General features: G+C 59.3%; 23 protein-coding genes. 10 read left to right on the forward strand and 13 right to left on the reverse strand.

Going from position 1 to position 23,844, the window contains the following annotated elements:
* Positions 1-97: 97 nt before the first annotated feature.
* Positions 98-784, reverse strand: coding sequence for a GntR family transcriptional regulator (locus tag IT895_RS16270; protein WP_085918964.1), 687 nt, complete (start codon positions 782-784; stop codon positions 98-100).
* Positions 785-942: 158 nt separating this feature from the next.
* Here IT895_RS16270 and dctP point away from each other — a divergent pair, with 158 nt between their 5' ends.
* The 5 genes from dctP (at position 943) to IT895_RS16295 (ending at position 6,787) form a co-directional block, all read left to right on the forward strand.
* Positions 943-1,938 carry a TRAP transporter substrate-binding protein DctP gene (dctP, locus tag IT895_RS16275; RefSeq protein WP_085918963.1) on the forward strand — a complete coding sequence of 332 codons (996 nt, stop codon included), beginning with the start codon at positions 943-945 and terminating at the stop codon, positions 1,936-1,938.
* Between the two features lie 107 nt (positions 1,939-2,045).
* On the forward strand, positions 2,046-2,564 hold the full coding sequence (locus IT895_RS16280; protein WP_199284059.1) for a TRAP transporter small permease subunit: 519 nt from the start codon (positions 2,046-2,048) through the stop codon (positions 2,562-2,564).
* A gap of 2 nt (positions 2,565-2,566) precedes the next feature.
* Positions 2,567-3,901, forward strand: a complete 1,335-nt coding sequence (locus tag IT895_RS16285) for a TRAP transporter large permease (RefSeq protein WP_085918961.1) — start codon at positions 2,567-2,569, stop codon at positions 3,899-3,901.
* 13 nt (positions 3,902-3,914) lie between these two features.
* Positions 3,915-5,267 carry a malonyl-CoA decarboxylase gene (locus IT895_RS16290; RefSeq protein ID WP_085918960.1) on the forward strand — a complete coding sequence of 451 codons (1,353 nt, stop codon included), beginning with the start codon at positions 3,915-3,917 and terminating at the stop codon, positions 5,265-5,267.
* Positions 5,264-6,787, forward strand: coding sequence for a malonate--CoA ligase (locus IT895_RS16295; RefSeq protein WP_199284060.1), 1,524 nt, complete (start codon positions 5,264-5,266; stop codon positions 6,785-6,787). The genes IT895_RS16290 and IT895_RS16295 overlap by 4 nt, the downstream gene beginning before the upstream one ends.
* An 80-nt stretch (positions 6,788-6,867) precedes the next feature.
* Here the strand turns inward: IT895_RS16295 and IT895_RS16300 are convergent, their stop codons facing one another.
* A complete protein-coding gene (locus IT895_RS16300; RefSeq protein WP_085918958.1) occupies positions 6,868-8,463 on the reverse strand; it encodes a solute:sodium symporter family transporter in 1,596 nt (531 codons plus the stop codon).
* Positions 8,464-8,977: 514 nt separating this feature from the next.
* Here IT895_RS16300 and IT895_RS16305 point away from each other — a divergent pair.
* The 5 genes from IT895_RS16305 to IT895_RS16325 are packed head-to-tail and all read left to right on the forward strand — an operon-like array spanning position 8,978 to position 13,023.
* On the forward strand, positions 8,978-10,057 hold the full coding sequence (locus tag IT895_RS16305) for an ion channel (protein WP_085918957.1): 1,080 nt from the start codon (positions 8,978-8,980) through the stop codon (positions 10,055-10,057).
* A complete protein-coding gene (locus tag IT895_RS16310) occupies positions 10,057-10,764 on the forward strand; it encodes a DUF2491 family protein (RefSeq protein WP_199284061.1) in 708 nt (235 codons plus the stop codon). Before IT895_RS16305 ends, IT895_RS16310 begins: the two co-directional genes overlap by 1 nt.
* A 33-nt stretch (positions 10,765-10,797) precedes the next feature.
* Complete coding sequence (locus tag IT895_RS16315) at positions 10,798-11,211, forward strand: DUF350 domain-containing protein (protein WP_085918955.1); 414 nt, start codon at positions 10,798-10,800, stop codon at positions 11,209-11,211.
* 15 nt (positions 11,212-11,226) lie between these two features.
* A complete protein-coding gene (locus tag IT895_RS16320) occupies positions 11,227-11,838 on the forward strand; it encodes a DUF1190 domain-containing protein (protein WP_085918954.1) in 612 nt (203 codons plus the stop codon).
* An 18-nt stretch (positions 11,839-11,856) separates the two neighbouring features.
* Positions 11,857-13,023: a glutathionylspermidine synthase family protein gene (locus tag IT895_RS16325; RefSeq protein ID WP_199284062.1), complete on the forward strand. Its 1,167-nt coding sequence runs from the start codon at positions 11,857-11,859 to the stop codon at positions 13,021-13,023.
* Between the two features lie 14 nt (positions 13,024-13,037).
* Here IT895_RS16325 and IT895_RS16330 read toward each other — a convergent pair whose 3' ends face one another.
* The 11 genes from IT895_RS16330 to IT895_RS16380 all read right to left on the reverse strand — a co-directional run bounded on the left by IT895_RS16330 (position 13,038) and on the right by IT895_RS16380 (position 23,811).
* Positions 13,038-14,243, reverse strand: coding sequence for a molybdopterin molybdotransferase MoeA (locus tag IT895_RS16330; protein WP_199284063.1), 1,206 nt, complete (start codon positions 14,241-14,243; stop codon positions 13,038-13,040).
* A complete protein-coding gene (gene moaB / locus IT895_RS16335) occupies positions 14,236-14,754 on the reverse strand; it encodes a molybdenum cofactor biosynthesis protein B (protein ID WP_085918951.1) in 519 nt (172 codons plus the stop codon). The genes IT895_RS16330 and moaB overlap by 8 nt, the downstream gene beginning before the upstream one ends.
* 3 nt (positions 14,755-14,757) lie before the next feature.
* The gene (locus IT895_RS16340; RefSeq protein ID WP_085918950.1) at positions 14,758-15,075 is read right to left on the reverse strand and encodes a DUF1244 domain-containing protein; all 318 of its coding nucleotides are present in this window, start codon (positions 15,073-15,075) and stop codon (positions 14,758-14,760) included.
* An 87-nt stretch (positions 15,076-15,162) separates the two neighbouring features.
* Positions 15,163-16,260 (reverse strand): formate dehydrogenase subunit gamma, encoded by a 1,098-nt coding sequence (locus IT895_RS16345; protein ID WP_085918949.1) that lies wholly within the window; start codon positions 16,258-16,260, stop codon positions 15,163-15,165.
* An 11-nt stretch (positions 16,261-16,271) separates the two neighbouring features.
* Entirely contained in the window at positions 16,272-16,886 is a 615-nt protein-coding gene (gene fdh3B, locus IT895_RS16350; protein WP_085918948.1) for a formate dehydrogenase FDH3 subunit beta, read from the reverse strand.
* Between the two features lie 65 nt (positions 16,887-16,951).
* A complete protein-coding gene (locus IT895_RS16355; protein WP_199284064.1) occupies positions 16,952-19,807 on the reverse strand; it encodes a formate dehydrogenase subunit alpha in 2,856 nt (951 codons plus the stop codon).
* Between the two features lie 24 nt (positions 19,808-19,831).
* On the reverse strand, positions 19,832-20,032 hold the full coding sequence (locus IT895_RS16360) for a twin-arginine translocation signal domain-containing protein (RefSeq protein ID WP_085918946.1): 201 nt from the start codon (positions 20,030-20,032) through the stop codon (positions 19,832-19,834).
* Between the two features lie 98 nt (positions 20,033-20,130).
* Positions 20,131-20,745: a TorD/DmsD family molecular chaperone gene (locus IT895_RS16365; protein ID WP_085918945.1), complete on the reverse strand. Its 615-nt coding sequence runs from the start codon at positions 20,743-20,745 to the stop codon at positions 20,131-20,133.
* Positions 20,746-20,748: 3 nt separating this feature from the next.
* On the reverse strand, positions 20,749-22,503 hold the full coding sequence (locus IT895_RS16370) for a 4Fe-4S binding protein (protein WP_085918944.1): 1,755 nt from the start codon (positions 22,501-22,503) through the stop codon (positions 20,749-20,751).
* 250 nt (positions 22,504-22,753) lie between these two features.
* On the reverse strand, positions 22,754-23,374 hold the full coding sequence (locus tag IT895_RS16375; RefSeq protein ID WP_085918943.1) for a DUF3306 domain-containing protein: 621 nt from the start codon (positions 23,372-23,374) through the stop codon (positions 22,754-22,756).
* Positions 23,371-23,811, reverse strand: coding sequence for a DUF3305 domain-containing protein (locus tag IT895_RS16380; protein ID WP_085918942.1), 441 nt, complete (start codon positions 23,809-23,811; stop codon positions 23,371-23,373). Before IT895_RS16380 ends, IT895_RS16375 begins: the two co-directional genes overlap by 4 nt.
* Positions 23,812-23,844 lie beyond the last annotated feature (33 nt).

The raw sequence follows: 23,844 nt of genomic DNA on the forward strand, positions 1-23,844 counted from the left end.
TTCAGACGATAGAAGCCTTCAGTCGATAGAAGAGAGTGTCACCGTTCAACGAAATGTCGGCAAGGACCATTACCCCACCGATTAAGACATTAGCCGTTCACCCCGTTTGGCTGACGGGCGCGCCTTCCATCCGGCGCACGCTGGACACAAAGTCGCTGAAGCGCTCGCCCTGGATCAGTACGTGATCGCTGAGCGCCTGCTGGGCACGTACCGCATCGCCGCATTCGATGGCATCGAAAATAGCCTGGTGCTCGCTGAGCGAGTTGTGCACGCGCTGGCGAACCTGCAGTTGCAACCGTCGATACGGCTTCAGGCGCTGCTTGAGCTGGCGTGCCTCGCTGGCGAGAAAGGTGTTGTGGCTCGCCGTGTAGATACAGTCGTGAAAACCTTCGTTCTCGTAGTAATACTCATCGGTGTCCCCCGCCAGCGCCGCCGCTTCGCAGCGTTGATGCGCCTCACGCAGGGCAGACAACTCCTGATCGGTAATGCGCCGTGCGGCCAGCCGACCGCACATGCCCTCCAGCTCGGCCATGACCTCAAACATCTCGATCAGTTGGTCGATGCCTACCCTGGCAACGAAGGTGCCCTTTTTGGGGGAGACCGTCACCAAACCACTGGCCACCAGTTGCTGAATCGCCTCTCGAACCGGCGTGCGTGAGACGTTGAACTCCGCCCCCAGGGTTTCCGGATCAAGCCGCTCGCCGGGCGAACGGCGTCCGTTAATGATGTCGTCTTCCAGTGAATCCTTGAGCCGCTGGGCGTTGGAGCGTTTCGAGCCTGGCATGCGTCACCCCCTTTATTGGCAGCGCTAAATTGTACATAAAGAATATGTCATAAAGTTGACATTAGCATACGTAGCGCCTATTGATGTATATATCAGCTCGGCTGATGAATACATAAAAGCCAATCCAAGACCACAACAACAACCGTTGGAGACGCCACATGCAACGTAACCACCTAGTCACTGCCGCCGCTTTAGGACTGGCAATCGCCGCTTCGCACGCCTCAGCCAATACCGTACTGCGCGCATCCCACCAGTTTCCTGGTGGCCAGGGCGATGTGCGCGACGAAATGGTCCAGATGATGGCCGAGGAAGTGGCCAACGCTGACGTCGGCCTTGAAATAGAAGTCTACCCTGGCCAATCACTGTTCAAGGCGCGCGAGCAATGGGGCGCGCTGGCGCGGGGGCGGCTGGATATCACCTCACTGCCGCTCGACTATGCCAGCGGCCGTCACCCGGAGTTTTCCGCCACGCTGATGCCCGGGCTGGTGCGCAACCACGAGCACGCCCAGCGTCTTAATGATTCGGAATACATGGACATGATCAAGGATGTCATTCAGGAAGGCGGTGCGCGCGTGCTGGCCGATGCCTGGCTGTCCGGCGGCTTTGCCTCCAGCGAGCAGTGCATCACCTCGCCCGACACCGTGGACGGTCAGGTTTTCCGTGCAGCGGGGCCGGCATTTGAAGAAATGCTCGAGGCCGCCGGGGCGTCCATCGCCTCAATGCCGTCATCGGAAATCTACACCGCCATGCAAACCGGCGTACTCGACGCCGCCAACACCTCTTCCATGTCGTTTGTGTCCTATCGTCTGTACGAACAGGTCGAGTGCCTGACCGAGCCCGGCGATTTTGCCCTCTGGTTCATGTACGAACCCATCCTGATCTCCGAGCAAGTCTGGCAGGGCCTCAACGATGAGCAGCAGGCGGCGTTGATGGACGCTGGCGAAAAAGCCGAGGCGTTCTTTGCCGAAGAGGCCGCCGCCATTGACCAGCAGATGGTCGACGTCTACGAGGAAAACGGTGTTGAGGTCGTCAAGATGACCGAAGAGGATTACAACGCCTGGCTCGAGATCGCCCGTGAAACCTCGTATAAAAACTTCGCCGAAAACGTCCCTAACGGCCAAGCCATCATCGATGCGGCGCTAGCCGTCGAATAAGTCACGCTGCATTCAACCTGTCCGACCATCCTGCGGGATGGTCGGCATGATTGATGACTTGCCCGATCTGATGACCCCGCTTGATGACACCGCTTGATGAGGGACGTATGGCAACAACAACGCACACTCCGGCAACACGCAGCGGCCTGATAGGTGGCTACATCCGGACAATGGACCAGCTTTCTCGCTTTTCAGCCTACATCGCCTGCGCCCTGTTTATCGCCGGGGTGCTGGCCATCTGTCACATGGTGTTCACGCGCTACGTGCTCGGCTGGAGCACCAGTTGGCAAACCGAATTTACGATTTTTTCCGTGACTGGGGCGATGCTGATGGGCAGCCCCTATGTACTCATGACCGGAGGCCACGTGGCCATCACCATCTTACCCGATGCCATTGGCGGCCTGAGCCGCAAGATCATGCTCACCATCGCCTCGCTGTTTGGCTTCGCGTTCTGCGCCGCGCTTGCCTACGCCAGTTGGGTCTACCTCTTCGAAGCGCTCCACGGCGAATGGACAACCGGCTCGGTGTGGAACCCGCCGCTTTGGCCGGCGCTGCTTCCTGTGGCGGTCGGTACGACCTTGCTGGCGTTACAGTACGTCGCCGACATTCTGCGCGGGGAGGGCTGACCATGGATCCGATTACGCTGGGTATTATCGTGGCCGTGGGCCTGATCGTGCTGATGGCCATCGGCACGCCGATTGCCTTTGCCCTGGGCGGTGTCTCGCTGATGGCGCTGCTCTATGACCGCGGCCTTCCCGAACTGACTTACTTCGGGGAAACGTTTTTCGACCGTATTGCCGAATTCGGCTTTGTGGCGATCCCCATGTTCATTCTGATGGGCGCGGCCGTGGCGTCCTCGCCCACCGGGCGCGATCTGTATCGCTCGCTGGATTTGTGGATGGGACGGCTACCGGCGGGGCTTGCGGTATCCAATATTGGTGCTTGCTCGATTTTTGCCGCGCTGTCCGGCTCCTCCCCCGCCACCTGTGCGGCTATCGGCAAGATGGGTATTCCTGAAATGCGCACGCGGGGCTACCCCGACGGCGTCGCCGCCGGCTGTATTGCCGCTGGTGGCACGCTGGGGATACTGATTCCGCCTTCCGTGACCATGATTATCTACGGCATTTCCACCGAAACCTCCATCGGCCGTTTGTTTATCGCCGGCGTTGTGCCGGGCTTCATGCTGGCTGGGCTGTTCATGATCTGGACGATCATCGCCTGCAAGCTGGCGGGCGGCTACGCCAATCCTCTGGCGGCCTCCGCGGAAAAGCTCAAGAACACCGTCCAGCAGAATGTCGACAGCAACATGAAAGCCGTGGTGCGTGTCCTGCCCTTCCTCGGGGTGGTGGCCGGTATTCTGTTCGCACTGTACGGCGGCGTCGCGACACCGTCCGAAGCGGCGGGCGTCGGCGCCTTCCTGTGTCTGATGCTGGCTATCCTGATCTACCGCATGTGGCAGATCGGTCCGATCAAGCTGATCATGCGCGACTCCCTGCGCGAAAGCGTGATGATCATGCTGGTTATCGCCTGCGCCGAGGTGTTCGCCTATGCGCTGTCGTCGATGTTCATTACTCAGACCGTCGCCGCAGCAATCGCCGACCTGGAGGTCAATCGCTGGGTGCTGATGGGGGTCATCAACGTCTTCCTGCTGGTCGCGGGTTTCTTCCTGCCGCCAGTGGCCGTGATCGTGATGACCGCGCCGATTTTGCTGCCGATCATCCTGGCGGCAAACTTCGATCCTTACTGGTTCGCGGTGGTACTCACCATCAACCTGGAAATCGGCCTTATCACCCCGCCGGTCGGGCTCAACCTGTTCATCATCAAGGGCATTGCACCGGATATCTCGCTGCGCGACATCCTGATGGGCAGCCTGCCGTATGCGCTGTGCATGGTGCTGGCCATTCTATTGCTGTGCCTGTTCCCCGGCCTAGCTCTATGGCTGCCCAACCTGATCATGGGCTGAAAGGAGTACGATCATGAACATGATGTTTCTTCAGGAACTGTTCAACAACATTACCCAGCGCGACGCACTGTTGCGGCGGCGTCAGTCTGTCGCCTCCGCGGTGGACCATACGCATCTGGTCAAGGCCTGCCAGGCGCTACTGGAGAGCGACGGCGAAGCCTCCAGCATCGCCCTGGCCAGCCGCGCCCTGGCGATCTACCGGCGCCTTTCCGAAGAAGAAAAGCAGCGTTTCTTCAAACGCCTCGCCGAGGACTTCGCCGCCGAGCCCGAGCAGATTGACAGCGCCTACGAAGCCTACCGCGACGCGCGGGACAACCGCTCCCTGCAGACGCTGTTCGAAGCCTGCGAGCCGCTTCGCCAGGAGCTTTTCCGGCGGCTCAACTTCGCCAGCGACGGCACCTACGAACTGGTCAACATGCGTCAGGATTTATTGGGTATGCTGCGCGATCAGCCCGACCTTGCGCCCATCGACGACGACTTTGCGCACCTGTTCGGCTCCTGGTTCAACCGCGGCTTTTTGATGCTCAAGCGCATCGACTGGAACACGCCCGCATCGATTCTCGAGAAAATCATTCGTTACGAAGCGGTACACGAAATTCAGGATTGGGACGACTTGCGGCGCCGCCTGGACGCCCGTGATCGCCGATGTTTTGCGTTCTTTCACCCTGCCATCGGCGATGAACCGCTCATCTTTGTAGAAGTCGCCCTTCATAAAGGTCTGCCAAGCCGCATTCAGCCCATCCTTTCCGGGCAGGATGGCGTGGATGACCCCGACGACGCCGACAGTGCCGCCTTCTTTGGCATCAGCAACTGCCAAACCGGCTTGCGTGGTATTTCGTTTGGTAACTTCCTGATCAAGCAGGTGGTACAGGAGCTTTCCCAGGAGCTTCCTCAGTTGAAGTACTTCGTGACGCTTTCACCGGTACCCGGGTTTGCTCAATGGCTCAGCGAACAGCGCCAAAACGACCACTGGCCGTCCAGCGTCCGTGACACCCTGGCAGAGCTCGATACGCCGGGATGGCATCAGGATACACAGCGTCAGGAACGGCTCAAAGCAACGCTACAACCGCTCGCTGCCCACTATCTGGCCGACGAAAAAAACCGCCATGGTTTGCCCCTAAACCCCGTTGCCCGCTTTCACCTGGGCAATGGCGCCAAGCTCCAGCGTATCAACTGGCTTGGCGATATTTCCGAAAAAGGCCTCAAGCAGGCCGCCGGCCTGATGGTCAACTACCTCTATGTGCTCGACGACATCGAGCGTAACCACGAAAACTATACCGCCAAGGGCACCATTGCCTGCTCGAGCGACGTGCGCGACCTCGCCAAGCGGGCGCGCAAGCTGGCCAAGGGAGAACCTGCCAAATGAACCACAATCTGTTTGCCACCTTTGCCACTCAGATGCGCAAGCGCGGGGACGCCGACTTTATCACCACCCGCGAAGGCCGCCGCTATTCCTACGCCGATGCGCTGAGCCAAAGCGCCCGCCTTGCCGGCGCTCTGACCGCTCTTGGCGTACGCCAGGGGGATCGTGTGGCGGTCCAGGTGGACAAAAGCCCCGAAGCCATTTTGCTATACCTTGCCTGCCTGCGGATGGGCGGTGTCTATTTGCCCCTCAACACCGGTTACACCGGCGATGAAATTCGCTATTTTCTGAGCGATGCCGAGCCCGCGCTGTTTGTCTGTCGGCCTGCCGACGTCGACGAGGCACGCCGCATTGCCACCGACACCGGATGCCCGGCGGTTGTCACTCTGGGCAGCGCAGCCGATGGTAGCCTGATGGACGAAGCGGCGAGCGCCGCCCCCCATGATGAAATCGCCGAGCTGGATATTCGCGACCTGGCGGCGATTCTATACACCTCGGGCACCACCGGGCGCTCCAAGGGGGCCATGCTGACCCACCAGAACCTGGCCTCCAATGCCGAAACCCTGGCCAAGGCCTGGCACTTCAGCGCCGAGGATCGCCTGATCCACGCGCTGCCGATTTTTCATACCCACGGGCTGTTTGTAGCGTGCAACGTCACCCTGATGGCCGGTGCCAGCATGCTGTTCCTGACCAAGTTCGACGCCGACGTGATTTTCGAGGAACTACCCCGCGGCAACGTGATGATGGGCGTACCCACCTTCTACACGCGCCTTGTTCAGGACTCGCGCCTGACACCTGACGTCACCGCCAACATGCGGTTGTTCGTATCCGGTTCAGCACCGCTGACCGCCGAAACCCACGAGGCCTTCGAGGCCAAGACCGGGCATGCCATTCTCGAACGCTACGGCATGACCGAAACCAACATGAACATCTCTAACCCCTACCATGGTGCGCGCCGCGCGGGCACCGTGGGTAGGCCGCTGCCCGGCGTGGAAATACGCATCACCGACAGGGAAACCGGCGATGAGGTCGCCCCCGGCGAGATCGGCATGCTGCAGATTCGTGGGCCCAACGTGTTCATCGGCTACTGGCGAATGCCGGAAAAAACCCGCGAGGAGTTGCTTGAAGACGGCTTTTTCATTACCGGCGATCTTGCCCAGGTCGACGAGCAGGGCTATGTGCATATCGTTGGACGGGATAAAGACCTGGTGATTTCGGGTGGCTACAACGTCTATCCCAAGGAAATAGAACAGGTCATCGACGAACTGGAAGGGGTATCCGAGTCTGCGGTGATTGGCCTGCCCCACCCGGACTTTGGCGAAGGCGTCACCGCCGCCGTGGTCACCCAGCCGGGGGCGGACCTCGACGAAGCCACCATCCTAGACCACCTGCAGGGAAAACTTGCCAAGTATAAGCAGCCCAAGCGCGTGTTCTTCATCGATACCTTGCCGCGCAACACCATGGGCAAGGTGCAAAAGAACGAGCTACGCAAACGCTTCCACGATACTTACCAGTCAGCTTGACGCAGTAAAGCAAACGCCCCGCTCCCTGCAAGGCACAGGAAACGGGGCGTTTGTCGGTTGGTCGAATCGTCGTGGCGCGCTTAACCGGCGAACGAGGCGTACATGATGATGACCAGCAGCACCAGTACGATACCGGCAGGCACCGCCCCTTTCCACGGGGTGAGGTCAACATCGCCAGAGTGCTCCTGGACCCAGTCGGTCTCGCGCGGACGTAGCTTGCCAATCACCAGCATCACCGCCACCAGCAGCACGAATACCGCCGCGACAAAGTGGAACTCATGCATGACGGCGGGTAGCTTGTCGAAGGGTGGCACGAAATAGCCCGCGGCGATCAGCAAACAGCCACCTACCAAGCCAATTTTCGCCGCCATCGGCGGTACACGCTTGGTCAAAAGCCCCACCAGCACCACCGCCAGGATAGGAATGAAGTAGATGGCATTCATCTTCTGCAAGTAGCCGAACAGGCTTTCCTGACCTGCCAGTAAGGGCGCAATGGTCATGGTGGTAATGGCCATGATCCAACCAAACACCTTGCCCGACTTCACCACCTGCTCCTCTGTGGCGTCTTTCTTGAGGACTTGCTTGTAGATACCCAAGCTGAAGATGGTCGTCGTGCTGTTCAGCGCGGAGTTGAACGACGACAGGATCGCCCCGACCATCACCGCGGCAAAGAAACCGGTGAGGTACGGCGGCAGCACGTTAAACACCAGATGGCCGTAAGCTTCATCGGCGCGAATGCCATCATCGGCGTACAGGTGGTAGGCAATGATCCCTGGCAGTACCAGATAAATTGGGCCCAGCAGCTTGAAGAATCCCGTCAGCAGGACACCCTTCTGGCCTTCCGCAAGGTTTTTAGCGGCAAAGGTCCGCTGGATGATCTGCTGGTTGGTCGTCCAGTAGAACAGGTTGATCAGGAAGACACCGGTGAAAAGCGTGAAGAACGGCACCTGTTGATCACTACCGCCGATCGAATTGAGCTTGTCAGGATTGCTGGTTTTCAGTGTATTCCAGCCTTCCATGATGCCTTCACCACCGCTGACGGCTTGCAGGCCGAAGTAGACGATCACAAAGCCACCGATCAACAGACCAACGCCGTTAAGAGTGTCGGATACCGCGACCGTGCGTAACCCGCCGAACAGCGCATAGATGGCGCCCACAATCCCCACGACCCATACCGTCAGCCAGAGTAGCGTGGTCGGTGATTCGATACCCGTCAGCGCGGGCAGGTCGAGCATGCCCTGCAGCCCTATCGCACCCGAGTAGAGAATAATCGGCAGCAAAATCACCGCGTAGGCAATCAGGAAGATCACGTTGGCGATCAGTTGCGTGCCTTTATCAAAGCGGATCAGCAATAGTTGGGGCAACGTCGCAATACCGCTTTTTAAAAAGCGCGGCAGGAAGAACAGCGCCAGCGCCACCAGGGCAATGACTGCCACCACTTCCCAGGCCATTACGCTCAGGCCATCGCTGAAGGCTGAGCCGTTCAGCCCCACCATCTGCTCGGTGGACAGATTGGTCATCAACAGCGACCCGGCAATCAAAGGAAACGTCAGCGTCCGCCCTGCCAGGAAATAGCCGCTGGTGCTGCTGTGATCATCCCGTCGCGTAATGCGCCAGGTAATAAAGGCCACTAAACAAGTGAAGAATAGAAATGACGCCAGGGTGAGGGCATGCATAAGAACATCCTTCGGGGCGGTCGCGCATGCTCGCGTGCTACACAAAACATCAGCGCAGTGGATTTAGGTAAATTTACCGAGTGGCGTTGGATTTTAGAACGGTGACTCGATTCCGCTATTCGTCTTTAGTCGCAATCAATCGCCTAAAGAGGTGTTTTTCTAACAAAATTTTCTAAATATCAGACATTTGCACCCCACCTATCGACTGACTGCCCGTTGCCGCGTTTCACTACGTCGCTGGACGCTCACAATGTTAGAGTGGCGCTATGGAATCGCTTTAACGCATCAAGAAGCACCAGCTACTTAACTTGGCCAAGATACAAGCCGCTGATGGGATGGCCGCTTCAGAGAGCGGAAGCTCACTGGAGGAACGCCTTGAATCGGCCGGTATCGGCGGCAGCCAGCAAGAGCGGCGACTTGCTGGCACGCCTGAAAGCCAAGAAACATGCCACGCAGTATTAACCTGCTGGTATAGCCCGCCCTGCCGGGTGGGCCTGTTCTAAAGGGGCTCGCAGTGCCTGTTCTATTACGTCTGTTCAAGGCGCTTCAGGCGTCTACGATCAATGTCAGTTGGATGTTTTTGTTATTGATGGTCATCAGCCATGCGGCACTTTCATGGGCCCTTATGGCGATGAGCAGTGAAGCGGTAGCCGAGACTTTCGGAACATGGGTGTACTTTTACGTCACCACGGCGACAACGGTGGGCTATGGCGACTATAGTCCGGTAACGTCCAGCGGCCAGTGGGCCGCCGCCTTATGGGTGATTCCCGGCGGCATTATGCTGTTTGCCGCGTTTATCGGTAAAGCAACCGCTAATATCAGTTCAACATGGAGAATGCTGGTGCAGGGTAATGCTGATTACAGCCATCTTAACGGACATACCCTCGTCGTCGGTTGGCATGGCGAGCCAACAGCGCATATTATTCGCATCCTGCAGGCCGACACTAACCTCCCCGACGATATTGTGCTGTGCGTCGCCAAAGATATCGACAACCCATTGCCGGGCAGCATCAAGTTCGTCAAAGGCGATAGCTTTTCCGATACTGAACTGCTGGCACGAGCGGGCATTCAAGGAGCCAGCCGCATCATTATTTACGATGAGACCGATGAGCGCGTGGCCACCATTGCCTTATCGGTCTTCGATCAAAAGCCGGCTGGCTGCCACGTCGTCGCCCACTGCGATAACCCGGCAACGGCCAACATGTTGCGGCGTACCTTACCGGGTATTGAGTGTACTCAGGGGTTATCGATCGAAATGCTGGTCCGCTCCGCCACCGACGCAGGCATCAGCCGTGTGGTCAATGAACTGCTCGCCATTGACCACGGCGCAACCCAGTTCCAGGGGTGCTTACCCAACACGCTGCCAGCCGATCAAACAGCTCGCTACGGCGACCTGATGAGCCTGGCCAAATCAAGCGACAACATCACACTGTTAGGGGTGTGGCGCCCATCCATTGAGGCGCATCAAATGCTCAACCCTCCGGCTGATTTCGCGGTAGGCAAAGGCGACACTCTGTATTACATGGGAGACAAACGACTTACAGAGGCCGAGCTAACTCGCTTGTTTCAGTCTGCTGCGCAGGGGGCCGCCTGATGCTCAAGACGCTTAAGAGGTTATATCGCGCCACCACCGCTCCCTCTGCGTCACCTCCAGCACCGGGTTTGCCCAACGGTATGCCCCCAGCAGCGCTGGAAGGCTTGCGCCTCGATGGTCGCGTCAACATCCAACTGATTGACCTGTGCACCTACCCCGATGCCCTGTTTCACTGGGACAACGAGGCCTTTCATCATATCGCCGCTGTCGGGCATGTCGATCTCGGCCAAGGTGCCCACCTGGTGCGCTTTTACCTGGATAACGACACTTGGTTGCAAGCCAATATCGAGCAAGAGCAGGTAGTCGAATACAAACTGTTCGATTTCTATCGCGTCGCGCAGCTATCCCCTGTCGAGTTTGATACGCTGGTCAACGGCACTGACCCGCATACCAATCCAACAGGCGCGCAAACCGTTACGATTACCTCGACCGATACATCCGAACGTCGTTGTACTTACCAACGCGTGTGGGGTGATGACGCTCAAGAATGGTCGCCGCCGGCCGTATTCGAGGAACAGGTAGTCACCACTGACAGTATTAGCAGCCGCTACGTTACCCACCACGCCATGCTTTTTGAACGCGCTATCCAGGACGCTGAGCGCATGGAATACGCATTGGTCAGCGCCGAAAACGATGGCGACGGTGGTTTCATGGTGGTGTATAACGTCGGCGTTGACGTTGCCCCGATGGATATCGACGCCCTTTGACTTTTCTCAACCTTCACGAAGGAAACAACGTCCATGCTGCATTATCTGCAGGGTTTACCGTATTTTATTGCCTACCTGGTCGCGGCGATCATTTTGTTGGTCGCATTCATGTACTGCTATAGCCGCATCACGCCGCACCACGAATGGAAGCTGATTCGCGAGGGCAACGCGGCCGCCGCGACCGCCTACGGCGGCTCTATCCTGGGCTTTACCATCCCGCTGTACAGCGCCATGGCCAACTCCATCAGCTTTGTCGACTTCATTTTGTGGGGCGTGGTTGCGTTTATCGTCCAGTTGGCAACCTTCTTCGGCGTGAAGCTGTTCCTACGCAAGCAGGGAGAAAGCCTCTCGCAACATATTACCGAAGGCCACCAGGCTTACGGCATTTTAATGGCAAGCATCGCCGTGGCCGTTGGCTTGCTCAACGCCGCCTCGATGACGTGGTAAAAGGAAGCCGCTGACATGTCCAGATACGATCAAACACCGCATTTGCCGAGACGCAAACGCAGCGCACGCCTGTCACTCGCGATGATGGGCGCCAGCGCCTTTGGCCTGACTGCCTGCGGACAACCACCCCAGGAAGAACACATTACCGACATCGAGTTTGATGAGCCGCGCAGTTTCCAGAGCGTCGAGGATTGTGTCGCCGCGGATGTTTATACGCGCAATGCCTGCGAGGCTGCCTACGAGGCTTCGCTTGAGGACGTGCCGCGCTTTAACACCCTGGAAGAATGTGAGGCGGAACACGGCGAAGGCGCCTGTACCGAACCCACAGATGAGCAGTCACAGGCGGCAACCGGTAGCAGCGGCGGCAGCTGGTTCATGCCTGCCATGATGGGCTATATGGTCGGCAGCATGATGTCCAACACCAGCCGCGGGCGTTCGTTCGAGCGGGTTTATCAAGAGCCGGTGTACCGCAATCGCCAAAACCAGGGCAACTGGAACACCGCGTCAAGCCAGGCTACCCAGCGGATCTCTCAGCGTAACGACGCCATGCGCAGTTCGGTGCGCGCGTCTTCACAGCGTAGTGGCTTTGGCTCGCGTTCATCCACACGGAGTGGCTGGGGCTCTTAACCGCCAGCAAAGCTCACCATGCTACGAATCGATATCCCTGAGCGGCAAAACTGGAAAGCCCTGGCCCACGAACTGGGCTTTCATTTCCATACCATTGAGGGCGAGCCTTACTGGAAGGAAAACGCCTACTACCAGTTCACCATGGAGCAGGTAGAGCGCGACATAGAGGCACCCACCGAGGCAATCCATGAGATGTGCATGGAGTTGGTCGACAAGGTCTGCCACTCCAATGCCTTGATGCAGCGTTTAGCGCTACCCGAGCACATGTGGGACAGCATCCATCACTCGTGGAGAGCTGGTCAGCCGCACCTTTACGGGCGTATGGATTTTGCCTATTCCGGCGATGGCCCGGCAAAGCTGCTGGAACTCAACTACGACACCCCGACCTCACTTTACGAAGCGGGCTTCTTCCAGTGGGTATGGCTCGAGCAAGCCATGACACAGGGCATCCTGCCGCGTCACGCCGATCAATACAACTCGATACAGGAGCGGCTGATCAATGCCATGGCACATCTGGGCGACCGCCTCGAGGGCCGCACGCTATATTTCTCGTGCGTCAAGGATAACGCCGAAGAGCGTGCCACGGTGCACTACCTTCAGGATGTCGCGGTGCAGGCAGGCCTCAACGCCCCCTTTATCTACACCGAAGATATTGGCCAGCATCCGGCGGCCGATCACTTCGTCGACCTCGACGACCAGCCCATTCAGGCACTGTTCAAGCTGTATCCCTGGGAAGAAATGGCCGACGACGCTTTTGGTGAATTGATCCCCCAGTTAAACACTCACTGGTTTGAGCCGCCCTGGAAGGCGGTGTTATCCAACAAAGGTATCTTGCCGCTGCTGTGGGAACACTTCGAAGGACACCCCAACCTGTTACCGGCATTTTTCGAGAAAGCCAATAGCTCACCGCTACCCGCCGGCTGGGTGCGCAAGCCGTTTTTCTCGCGGGAAGGCAGCAACATCGAACTGATTACCCCTGCGGGCCAGCGCGAAGCGGTCGGTGGCCCCTATACCGATAGCCCCTGGATTCGGCAGGCGTATCACCCCATGCCACGCTTCGGTGATAATCACGCCCTGGTCGGCAGTTGGGTCGTCGGCGACCGTGCCTGCGGCATGGGCATTCGCGAAGACGTCGGGCACATCACCAAGGATTCTTCCTGCTTTGTGCCCCACGCCATTGTCTAACGGTTGATCATGCTTCAGCCCATCAGCCATAAACAGCTGACCGAATCACCCTGGGCGATATCGCGATGCGGCGGGATGACCGCCAGCGCATTGGCCTGAATACACGAGGACAGAACCGACGAGTTCTGATCATCAAACGCCTTGGCATGCGCACCTTGAGCATCAAACGTCAGGACCACGCGCATATAGTGCTGCCGAGGGCCAGTGGATGTTGAAAACTCTGCTCGCGCGGTGACACAAGGCAGCGCTGTCAGATCGGGGCAGCTTAATAGCGCGCCCATCAGCGGGCGTAAAAAAAGCCAGGCGCCGACAAAGCCGGAAACGGGATTACCGGGTAATCCGACAAAGTGCGCCTGCCCGCCTTCGCGTCGCGGCAAGTGCCCCAGCGCCAACGGCTTGCCCGGCCGAATGGCGAGCTTCCACATCGTGAGCTTACCCAGTGCCTCGAGCGAGGCTTTCACGTGATCCTCTTCGCCGACACTCACCCCGCCGGTGCTGACGACGACGTCGGCATCTTCCGCCGCCTGGGCGAGCAGCTCCCGAGTGCGTTCAGCATCGTCGGGCACGCTGACCTGGGTAACCACCTCAGCGCCAAAGGTTGTAAGCAACCGCGTGAGCATGGGGCGGTTTGAGTTATACAGCTGTCCCGGCTTGAGCGGCGTACCGGGGTCAACCACTTCATCGCCGGTAGACAACAGCGCTACCCGCGGCCGACGGCGAACGCCAACCTCTGTCACCCCCTGTCCGGCCAGGTGGCCTAGCGCTGCGGCCTCCAGGCACTGACCGGCGCTCAGCAGCACATCCCCCTGGCGCACATCGCGCCCCTTCAAACGCACATTGTCGCCAGCGGGGATATCCGCAGGGATCGTGGCAACATCGCCATCCACCTCGACGCGCTCCTGCATGACCACGCAGTCGGCCCCGGGGGGGATTTCACCGCCGGTAAAAATCCGCGCGCAGCTGCCCGGCGCCAGCGGCGTGGCAGGCGTGCCCGCCGCAATCCGCTGGCTGACCCACAGTCGCTGTCCGGCATCCCCCGCCCGCAGCGCGTAGCCGTCCATCGCGCTATTGGTATACGGCGGCACGTCAAGCTGCGCCGTAAAGTTTTCAGCCAGCACTCGTCCGGCCGCACCGGGAAGCGCCACGCGCTCCGCCGTCATGGGCGTGACATCTGCCAGCAGCGCAGCCAGGGCATCATCAATGGAGTGCAGCTCAGCCATGCTGGCCTCGCTCGGGGATCACCAGGTTGGCGAAGTTGCACGGCTTGTGGCGGCTGTCGAGCTGTTCGGCAAGAATGCCGTCCCAGCCGGTGCGACAGGCGCCGGTCGAGCCCGGCAGGCAGAAGATCACCGTGGCGTTGGCCAGCCCGCCGAGACAGCGGCTTTGAATTGTGGAGCTGCCGATTTCCTCGCCGCTCAGCTGACGGAATCGCTCGCCAAAGCCTTCAATTGGCTTGTCGAGCAGCACCCGCACCGCCTCCGGCGTCGAATCGCGGCCGGTAAAGCCGGTGCCGCCGGTGGTGATCACGCCCTGCACCGCAGGGTCAGCAATCCATTGGGCCACCACGGCGCGAATGGTGTACACGTCGTCCGGCACGATACGCTTTTCTACCAGCTGGTGACCGGCCTGGGTCAGCCGTTCGACCAGGGCCTGGCCACTGCGGTCGGTCTCATCGGTGCGCGTATCGGAAATCGTCAGTACCGCGATACGCAGCGGAATCATCGGCTCCATGGGCTACTCCTTGGCGCGCTTTTGCGCTTGCCGGGCCTCAAGCGCCGCCAGTTGTTCCGGCGTTGCCTTGCCTTGGTAGAGGTCTTTCCACTCATCGTAAGGCATGCCGTAAACGTACTCGCGGGCCTCTTCATAGCTCAGGCTTTCGCCCCGCGCCTCCGCCGCGCTCACCAGCCACTTGGACAGACAGTTGCGACAGAAATCGGCCAGAATCATCAGGTCGATATTCTGCACGTCTTTATTGTCATCAAGATGCTGCAACAGCTGGCGAAAGGCCGCCGCCTCGATCTCGGTACGGGTGGTATCGTCAAACTGATTCATTTAGGTGACCTCCATGATGGACATTACGCTCAGCATAACAAAAGACACCGCCCGTAGGCGGTGTCCTTTGCGACATTCCAGCGCGCCTTACGACGAGCGTGGGGCGGGTGACTCACCCGAGTTGTTTGATGCTTTCTGGTCAGCCAGCTCCTGCTCGGAAACCGACTGATCCTTGACCTCTTCGTACCACAGGTTGTGGTGCTCCTTGGCCCAGGTCTCATCAACGTAGCCAGTGGTCATGCCTTCCAGCGACCCTTCAGTGCCCAGGGTGCCGATGTAGATATGGCCGACCGACACGGCCGTGAGCCCCAGGGCGCCTACAGCGTGAACCAGGTTGGCCCACTGCATGGTGTCGCGACCTTGCCCGAAATTCGGGAAGTCGAGGACGAGGCCGCTGGCAACCACCAGCAGCCCCACCGAGGCCAGCAGCCAGTACCAGGCTTTTTCACCGCCGTTGGCGAAGCCGGCATCCACGTGGCCTTTACCAACAAGGCCACCGCCTTTCTTGAACCATTCCAGGTCGTGCTTCTTGGGCATGTTGTCCTTGATCAGGCTGACCAGCATCACGATCAACAACACGCTGAAGATCGGCCCCAGATAGTTGTGCAGCAACTTAGAGGACGAGACCATCCAGCCCCAGAAGGCATCGCCAAACAGCCCCCGAAAGACAAACTTGCCAAACAGCAGGTTGAGACCGGTGAGCGCCAGGACGATAAACAGCGACGCCACGGACCAGTGCAAGGCACGCATGAATAGCGGCCAGCGGAACAGCTTGCGTCCCGATCGCGGCTCTTCAAGGTGTTTACGCCCGACGATGAGGTAGAACAGCGTAATGATCACGATCATGCCGCCAATCACGATCAGGCCGAAGGGTGACACCCAGCGGTTACGCCACTGACGCCAGGTTTCACCGCTGGCGTTGATCAGGTTGTAGTTACTGTCGGCTCGCGAATCACGGTAGTTGGGACCGGTCTCGCCGCTACGGACTTGTCGCCACTGGTCCGCATCGATGCCGGGCGCCGCCGTGCTCATTTCACGATTGGGGTCAGCTTCCTGGGCATGAGCTACCTGCGCCACGCCCAGACTGAACACCAGGGCGAAGGCCAACAGCAGCCAGCGCCAGACTCCTTGCCATTGAGACAGGTGCGGCACCCCACCGGGTGCCTGAGCAGTCAACTGGTTCATGGAAAGCCTCCTTACCCTTTACGGGCAGCATCATAGGCTAGGTTGTCGGCACTGGCCTGAGGGTTGTTGGACCAGGCGCCATCTTCATGGCCACGATGCACCACACGCTGACGGAAAATATCCGCCACGTCTTGGGCATCGCCTGCCAGAAGTGCCTTGGTGGAGCACATTTCCGCACACAGCGGCAGCTTGCCTTCGGCGATGCGGTTGGCGCCGTACTTCTCGTACTCTTCTTCCTTGCTTTCGGCAGGGCCGCCCGCACAGAAGGTACATTTGTCCATCTTGCCGCGCTCGCCAAACGCATCCTGCTGCGGGAACTGCGGGGCGCCAAAGGGGCAGGCGTAGAGGCAGTAGCCACAGCCGATACACAGGTCCTTGTCGTGCAGCACGATGCCGTCGTCGGTCTTGTAGAAGCAGTCGGTCGGGCACACCGCCATGCAGGGGGCGTCGTCACAGTGCATGCAGGCGACCGAAATGGACATCTCGTCGGCTTCGCCGTCATTCAGCGTCACAACACGCCGACGCTGAATGCCCCATTCGACATCATTGGCATTTTTACAGGCGGTCACGCAGCCGTTGCATTCGATGCAGCGCTCGGCGTCACACATAAATTTCATTTGAGCCATGGTGTTCTCCTTATACGGTGCGGGATGTCTCCCGCACCGTGGATGCTGTCAGGTCTAGGCGAGCCTCAGGCACGCTCGATGCGGCAGATGGTGCACTTGGTCTCTTGCATCAGTGTCACCGGGTCGTAGCCATAAGTGGTCGCGGTATTGGCCGCTTCGCCGATTACGTAGGGAGCAGTGCCTTCAGGGTACATGCCCTCCAGGCTTTCGCCCTGGAACATGCCGCCAAAGTGGAATGGCATGAAGGCCACCTTGCGGTCCACGCGTGGCGTGACCATCGCCTTCACCTTCACGCGTCCGCCTTCGGCCCCTTCGACCCATACCTGGTCGCCATCGCTGATGCCGATATCATTGGCATCGGCCGGGTTGATCTCCACAAACATCTCTTGCTGAAGCTCGGCCAGCCAAGACATGGAGCGCGTTTCTTCACCGCCGCCTTCGTATTCGACCAGTCGCCCGGAAGTGAGGATGATCGGGTAGTCATCCACCGAGGGGGCACCGTCCTGTACGCTCTTGTACATGGTCGGCAGGCGCATGATGGAGTCAAAGTCGTCCCAGGTCGGGTATTTGTCGACCAGGTCACGGCGGGTTGAGTAGAGCGGCTCACGGTGCTTCGGCACTGCGTCAGGGAAGGTCCACACCACTGCCCGCGCCTTGGCGTTACCGTACGGGGCGCAGCCGTGCTCGATCGCGACACGCTGAATACCGCCGGACAGATCGGTTTTCCAGTTCTTGCCTTCCGCCGCTTGTTTCTCGGCGTCGGTAAGGTCGTTCCACCAGCCAAGGTCTTTCAGCAGCTGGTCGTTGAACTCCGGGTAGCCATCGTCGATATCGCCATTCACCGGCGCGGAACCTTCAGCTAGCAGATTGACGCCGTCCCGCTCGATGCCAAACCGAGCGCGGAAGCCCATGCCGCCTTCCATCACCGGTACGCTTGGATCATAAAGATTGGGCGAGCCGGGATGATTGAACTCGGCCGTTCCCCAGCAGGGCCAGGGCAAACCGTAATAATCGCCATCCGCCGGGCCGCCTTGGGCGCGCAGGTTTTCAAAGCTGAAGGTGTGCCAGTTTTGCTGGTGTTCCTTCAGGCGCTCCGGGCTTTGACCGGTGTAGCCGACGGTCCACATGCCAGCGTTGATTTCCCGCAGGATATCTTCGATCAGCGGTTCGTCGCCGTTCATCTCATAATTGGCGACCAGCTCGTCGCCAAAGCCAAGCTTGCGGGCGAACAGGTACATGATCTCGTGATCGGGCTTGGACTCGAACAGCGGGTCGATGACCTTGTCGCGCCACTGCAGGGAACGGTTGGTCGCCGTCACGCTGCCGGTGGTTTCGAACTGGGTCGCGGCCGGCAACAGGTACACACCGTCGGTGCGGTCGTGCATGACGGCCGCAACGGTCGGGTACGGATCGACGATGACCATCATTTCGAGCTTTTTCATGGCCTGCTGCATTTCGACGCCGCGGGTCTGGGAGTTGACCGCGTGACCCCAATAGAACATGGCCTTGAGCGCCGTACGCTGGGAGATGTTCTCGTCTTCCTCCAGCACGCCGTCCACCCAGCGCGACACGGTGATACCGGCGCTGTTCATGGGTTTGCCGTCAGCATACTCGGTGTCATCAAAGCGGCCTTGCAGCCACTCGTAGTCAACGTTCCAGACGTTGGCCCAGTGCTGCCAGGCGCCTTCCGCCAGACCGTAGTAGCCCGGCAGCGAATCGGAACCCAACCCCAGGTCGGTCGCCCCCTGCACGTTGTCGTGACCGCGCAGGATGTTGGCACCGCCACCGGCCACGCCGATGTTACCCAGCGCGAGCTCGAGGATGCAGTAAGCGCGGGTATTGTTGTTACCCGTGGTGTGCTGGGTACCGCCCATGCACCAGACGACACACCCCGGACGGTTTTCGGACAGGGTCTTGGCCACGTCGAACATGTCCTGTTCGCTGACGCCAGTGATGTCCTCAACGACGCTCGGCGGGAAGTTGGCTACCTCAGCGCGTACATCGTCCATGCCGTAAACGCGCTGGTTGATGTATTCGCTGTCTTCCCAGCCATTTTCAAAGATATGCCACAACAGGCCCCACACGTAGGCCACATCGGAACCTGGGCGCAGCCGCACGTATTTGTTGGCCTTGGCGGCCGTGCGCGTGAAGCGCGGGTCGGCCACAATGATCTGGCAGTTGTTACGCTCCTTGGCAATCAGGAAGTGCTGCATTGCCACCGGGTGCGCTTCGGACGGGTTCGAGCCAATGAACAGAATCGCTTTACTGTTATGGGTATCGTTGAGCGAGTTGGTCATCGCCCCGTAGCCCCAGGTATTGGCAACCCCGGCCACGGTCGTGGAGTGACAGATACGCGCCTGGTGGTCGGTGTTGTTGGTGCCCCACATGGAGGCAAGCTTGCGCATCAGGTACGCCTGCTCGTTGTTGAACTTGGCCGAACCAAGCCAGTAAACGCTGTCGGGGCCGTGCTCGTCGCGCAGCTCAAGCAGCTTGTCGCCAATCTCGTTGACGGCATCTTCCCAGCTCATGCGCTCCCATTCGCCGCCCACCAGCTTCATGGGGTACTTCAAACGGCGGCTGGAATGGCCGTGCTGGCGTAGCGAAGCGCCTTTCGCACAGTGGGCACCACGGTTGATCGGGTGGTCAAAGGCCGGCTCTTGCTTGGTCCAGATCCCCTCTTGCACTTCGGCATACACGCCGCAGCCCACCGAGCAGTGCGAACAGATCGTGCGCTTGGTTTCCACGGGGGAATCCAGTACCGGCGTTTTGTCAGCCGATTCCGCGCGACGCATCATGGGCGCGCCCATAAAGCCTAGTGCGGCCACACCGCCCGTCGCCACGCCGCTGCGCTGTATAAACTGGCGGCGCGAAATACCCAGGCCGGGCGCTTTGGGAGTGTCTGTTTTGCGAGTTAAACGCATGGCAATTCTCCTGGCATTCCGCCGTCAGTCACGCAAGGAAGCGTAAAAAGCACGGACGTGATCGGTCTCACGATAATTGGTTGTTGGTTTTTCAACGTCGCTGGGAGCGCTATCGGCTTGCGCCAGGGTGACGTGTCCGACCGTAGCGGCCGCGCCTGCAGCGGCTGTTCCCAAACCTACGGTTTTCATGAACCGGCGGCGCTCAGGATTATGTGACTGTTGCATGGTGCTCTCCTCTCTTGCCATGGCCGTTGGCCGTTTTATCTTATGCTATGGCTGCTGCGCGCTCACCGGTGGGCGAATCAACGCATTAGCGCGTCACGTCAAGGTTCCACAATGTTGACTGGGGCATGGCTCGCCTCGATTGCCAGACGATCCTCTTCGCTTGTCATGAAAGCACTGCCCAACTGCCCGAGCGCTGCATAAAAAGCGGTATCGACTTGCCCTAAGTCGTCAAAACAGTCGCTTGCCCAAGGGGCAAGGTGATGCATAAAGAAGTGCGCCTGGTCGGGGCTCGTCGCGTCGATCAGCATGGCCATCACCTCGCACAGCGCGGCCAGGTGATCTTCGGGATCCTTTGTGTGCTCGCTGCGCTCGAAGCCCAGCGCACCAAGATCGCGACGTAGCGCGACCAGTGCCGCCTCCATCAGTTCACCGTTGCGGTACCAGGAGGCATAGGGCACCACATCGCCCTGGATCACGCCGACCAGATGACCAAAGTGCGCTCGCTTCAGGCTCGCTGCGTCAACGCTGTTCGCGGCTTGACTGAGCCCATGCCAGCATTCGGCCAGGCGGCTGCCGTCCTGCTCGATATCGAGCGACGCCAGCCAGCCAAGCAGCTCTTCGGTGGGCGCTTCGCGCAATAGCGCGGCGATAAGCCGGTAGATATCTGCTCGTAACGCATCGGCTTCGCTTAATGTCGGGGCAGCTTGCGTCATGGCTTATACCTTCAACTGGGCGTCGGGATCACGAATCATGGTTTTCCATACGTCTTTCACCCGACAGTCTTCGCACATCTCCAGGCGCAGCATGGCGTCGCCTGCAAAATAGGGATGATCAGCCAGCTTGGCCTTGATATTGGCGACCGTGCTCGCCGTGGCAAACGGCTTGCCGCAGCCGATGCACTCAAAGGGCGCTTCTTCGTGACACACATGGCGAGCCTCACGCTCGGCAGTGGCCAGAAAGCCGGGAGTCAGGGTAATGGCATCTTCAGGGCAGGCCTGCTCGCAGAGCCCACACTGCACGCAATCCGCTTCGCGGAAGTTCAGCGACGGCGTATTGCCACCGGATGACAGCGCAGGGGTTGGACAATTGCTGACACAAGCGTGGCACAGGGTGCAGGCATCACTGTCGACCTGAATGCCGCCGTAGGCGGCACCCTCTGGCATGGCATGTCGCTGGCCGCTGGGCTCGCCAAGTTCGCCCAGGCGCGCGAGCACGATATTCAGGCGAGCACGCTTCTCAGGCTCATTCAACGACAGTGGCTGGTCGGTCAGTGGCGTTAGCAATGGCAGCGCGTCGCGTGCCTGAGCAGCGTCAGTATCCAGCAGTTGCACGCGTTCGGGGTTATGCCCCAGCGCCGACAGCAATGTCCGAGCCTGGGCCAACTGATCGGTCAGGAAGGCGCTAAGGCGCTGAGGCATATCGGCATGTCGCTGAATGCGCACCTCTGCCGCGCCGCTGGCAAGGGCGGTTAGCCACTGGTCATGACCGGCCGCACCCAGTTCTTCCAGGGGAATATCCAGCACGTGCCCGGCGGGGACTACACCCGCCGCTTTTTCGGCGTCCTGGGAATCGTGAGTGATAAAGCGCAGTACCGGTGCTTGACCGCCCGCCTCGCGGTAGGCGGCCAGCCAGCTTGAGAGCGTGTCCTGCTGGCGGCGTGTATCGGGCAAGCGAAATTCGATCGCGCCGGTGGGGCAGGCACTCGTGCAACTGCCTACGCCCTGGCACAGGTAGGGATCAATCTCGATCTGCGATTCGATACGCCCTTGATGGCTGCTGATGGCATCGGCAGGGCACACGTCCAGGCAGCGCGTGCAGCCAACATTGCCGCTGGCGGAATGCGCACAGAGATCGCTGTTGACCTGGAAATAACGCGGCTTGTCGAACTCCCCGATCAGCTCGCCGACGCTGTCCAGCGCCTCGCGGCGCCGCTCGGTATCGGTCCAGTCGAGGGTGACATACCCCGGGGGTGGCAACTCGCGCGACATCACCGGGCGGGCGCTCAGGTCCAGTACAAGATCGAAGTGATCACGATCAATGAGTGCCCGAGCCAGACTAAGCGGGGTACCGTCGTTATCAAACTGGACAGCAAAAGCGCCAAGGTAGCCTGAAATGCTTAACACCTCGGCCTGCTCAGGCGTCATTTGATAGCGGACAAGCGGTTGAGCATGTCCCTGTGGCGATGAGTCGGACGACAGCGTGTCCTCGGAACCGGTATCTTGCGATTCACCGGAGCCGGCGGGGGTATTGATGGTTAGCAACGTCAACGAAGCGAGCCCGCTGCCCTTCAAGGCATGGGCAGCTTTCTCGGCGGCGTCGCTTGGACCAATCACCAACGCATGACCACGGCTGTGATAGGTCACATTCGCGGGCGTCAGGTTCGCCGGCCATGAGATGCGTTGGCGTACAGCTTCTCTGGCTTCGGCGTTACGCTGGTCGTCCAGGGACGCCAGTTGGATTCTTTGGTTCATGCATTCTCACGGTCAGAGGATCATTTTTTATTATATTAGTGGGTCATATTTTTTAACTATTTTGGCATATCGGCTGCACCAATACATAACATTAGTGCACAGCGATAAAATCATTTTCCATTTTTTTAAGCCTATTCGCTCAGCTTATGGCGATTTCGTCATCTATGCCAAGAAAAACGCGCCTTGCACTTTCAACGCTGTTGTTCCGATATTTATTCAAGTCATTGTTTTAAAAAAACTAAAACTCATCTCATGCTTTGGTATGAGAGCCATCAGACTGGTCGTCTTGCGCCACCTTTCCCTCAGAGCCAGTCGGATTGGATGCATCTCCATTGGAAGAAGATACTTGCTCCTTGTCGCCCTCTGCCGGTGCTTGTTCGGCCTGGGTATCGTTGGCCTTGTCGGCCACGGATTCATCGGCTTTCTTGGCCCACCGACGCAACTTGCCCGCCAGCTCGGAGGCCATGGGCTTCAACTGCTGGCGATAGTCAAGGTCATAGTCATCCAGACCGTCGCGCACATTGTAGTTCCCTGTTGCCCAAAGGCGTTTTAACGCCCGGCGCCGCAACGCTGAACTGACACCGGGTACCATGTAGCCACTGAAATCACTGCCCGCCTCCAGCGTTTCGGGGTCGGGCAAGGTTTCATCCAGGCTACCGGGCGGGGGTGGCGCAGGTCGTATGGGCTCGCCAGATTCGGTATCGTCTGCTTCATGATTTTCCGCCGATCCAGCCCTGTTAGCCGGGTCCGTTTCATCCAGCGGAAGTGGTGGTGACTCGCTGCGGTCTTTCGTCTCGGGGGCTGCTGCGGATGGTTGATCGTCCGGCTCGAGACCTCGCTTGATACGCGACCAGCGCTCTAAACGACTCATTGCGGTTTCTCCTGGGTGGGCGTTTCCTTGGCGCGCCCGGCCCCCTTGTGTTTCTTCTTGCGAATTTCCATCGGCGCTTCACCGTGGCGGGCCAGATAGCTTTCGATCCATATCTGGATCGCCATCGGCATCGCCACTTCCAGCACCTGCTGCTCGCCATCCATCCAACCGGCTGCGACATCTTGACTCGCCGTCATCGCCGCAGGCTCAGGGGCCTGTCCAGTAAAACCGGCACGCACGAACAATCGTGGCGTGGTGGCCGTCAGGTTAAAGCGATAGGCAGCGCGCTCGGTCATGAACAGCTGCAAAAACAGCACGTGTGGGCCCTGCTCACCTAGCGTCACCTCACCGATACGCCATTGTGTCTGGCTAAACCGGTTGATCTGCTTGTTCTCGGCGACCAGCGTAATACTTAACGGGCGGAGATTATCGGTCATTACGGCGGCCCTTATGCTTTATTCGGAACGAAA

This window comes from Halomonas sp. A40-4 (genome assembly GCF_015767635.1).
In the GTDB taxonomy this organism is placed as follows: domain Bacteria; phylum Pseudomonadota; class Gammaproteobacteria; order Pseudomonadales; family Halomonadaceae; genus Vreelandella; species Vreelandella janggokensis.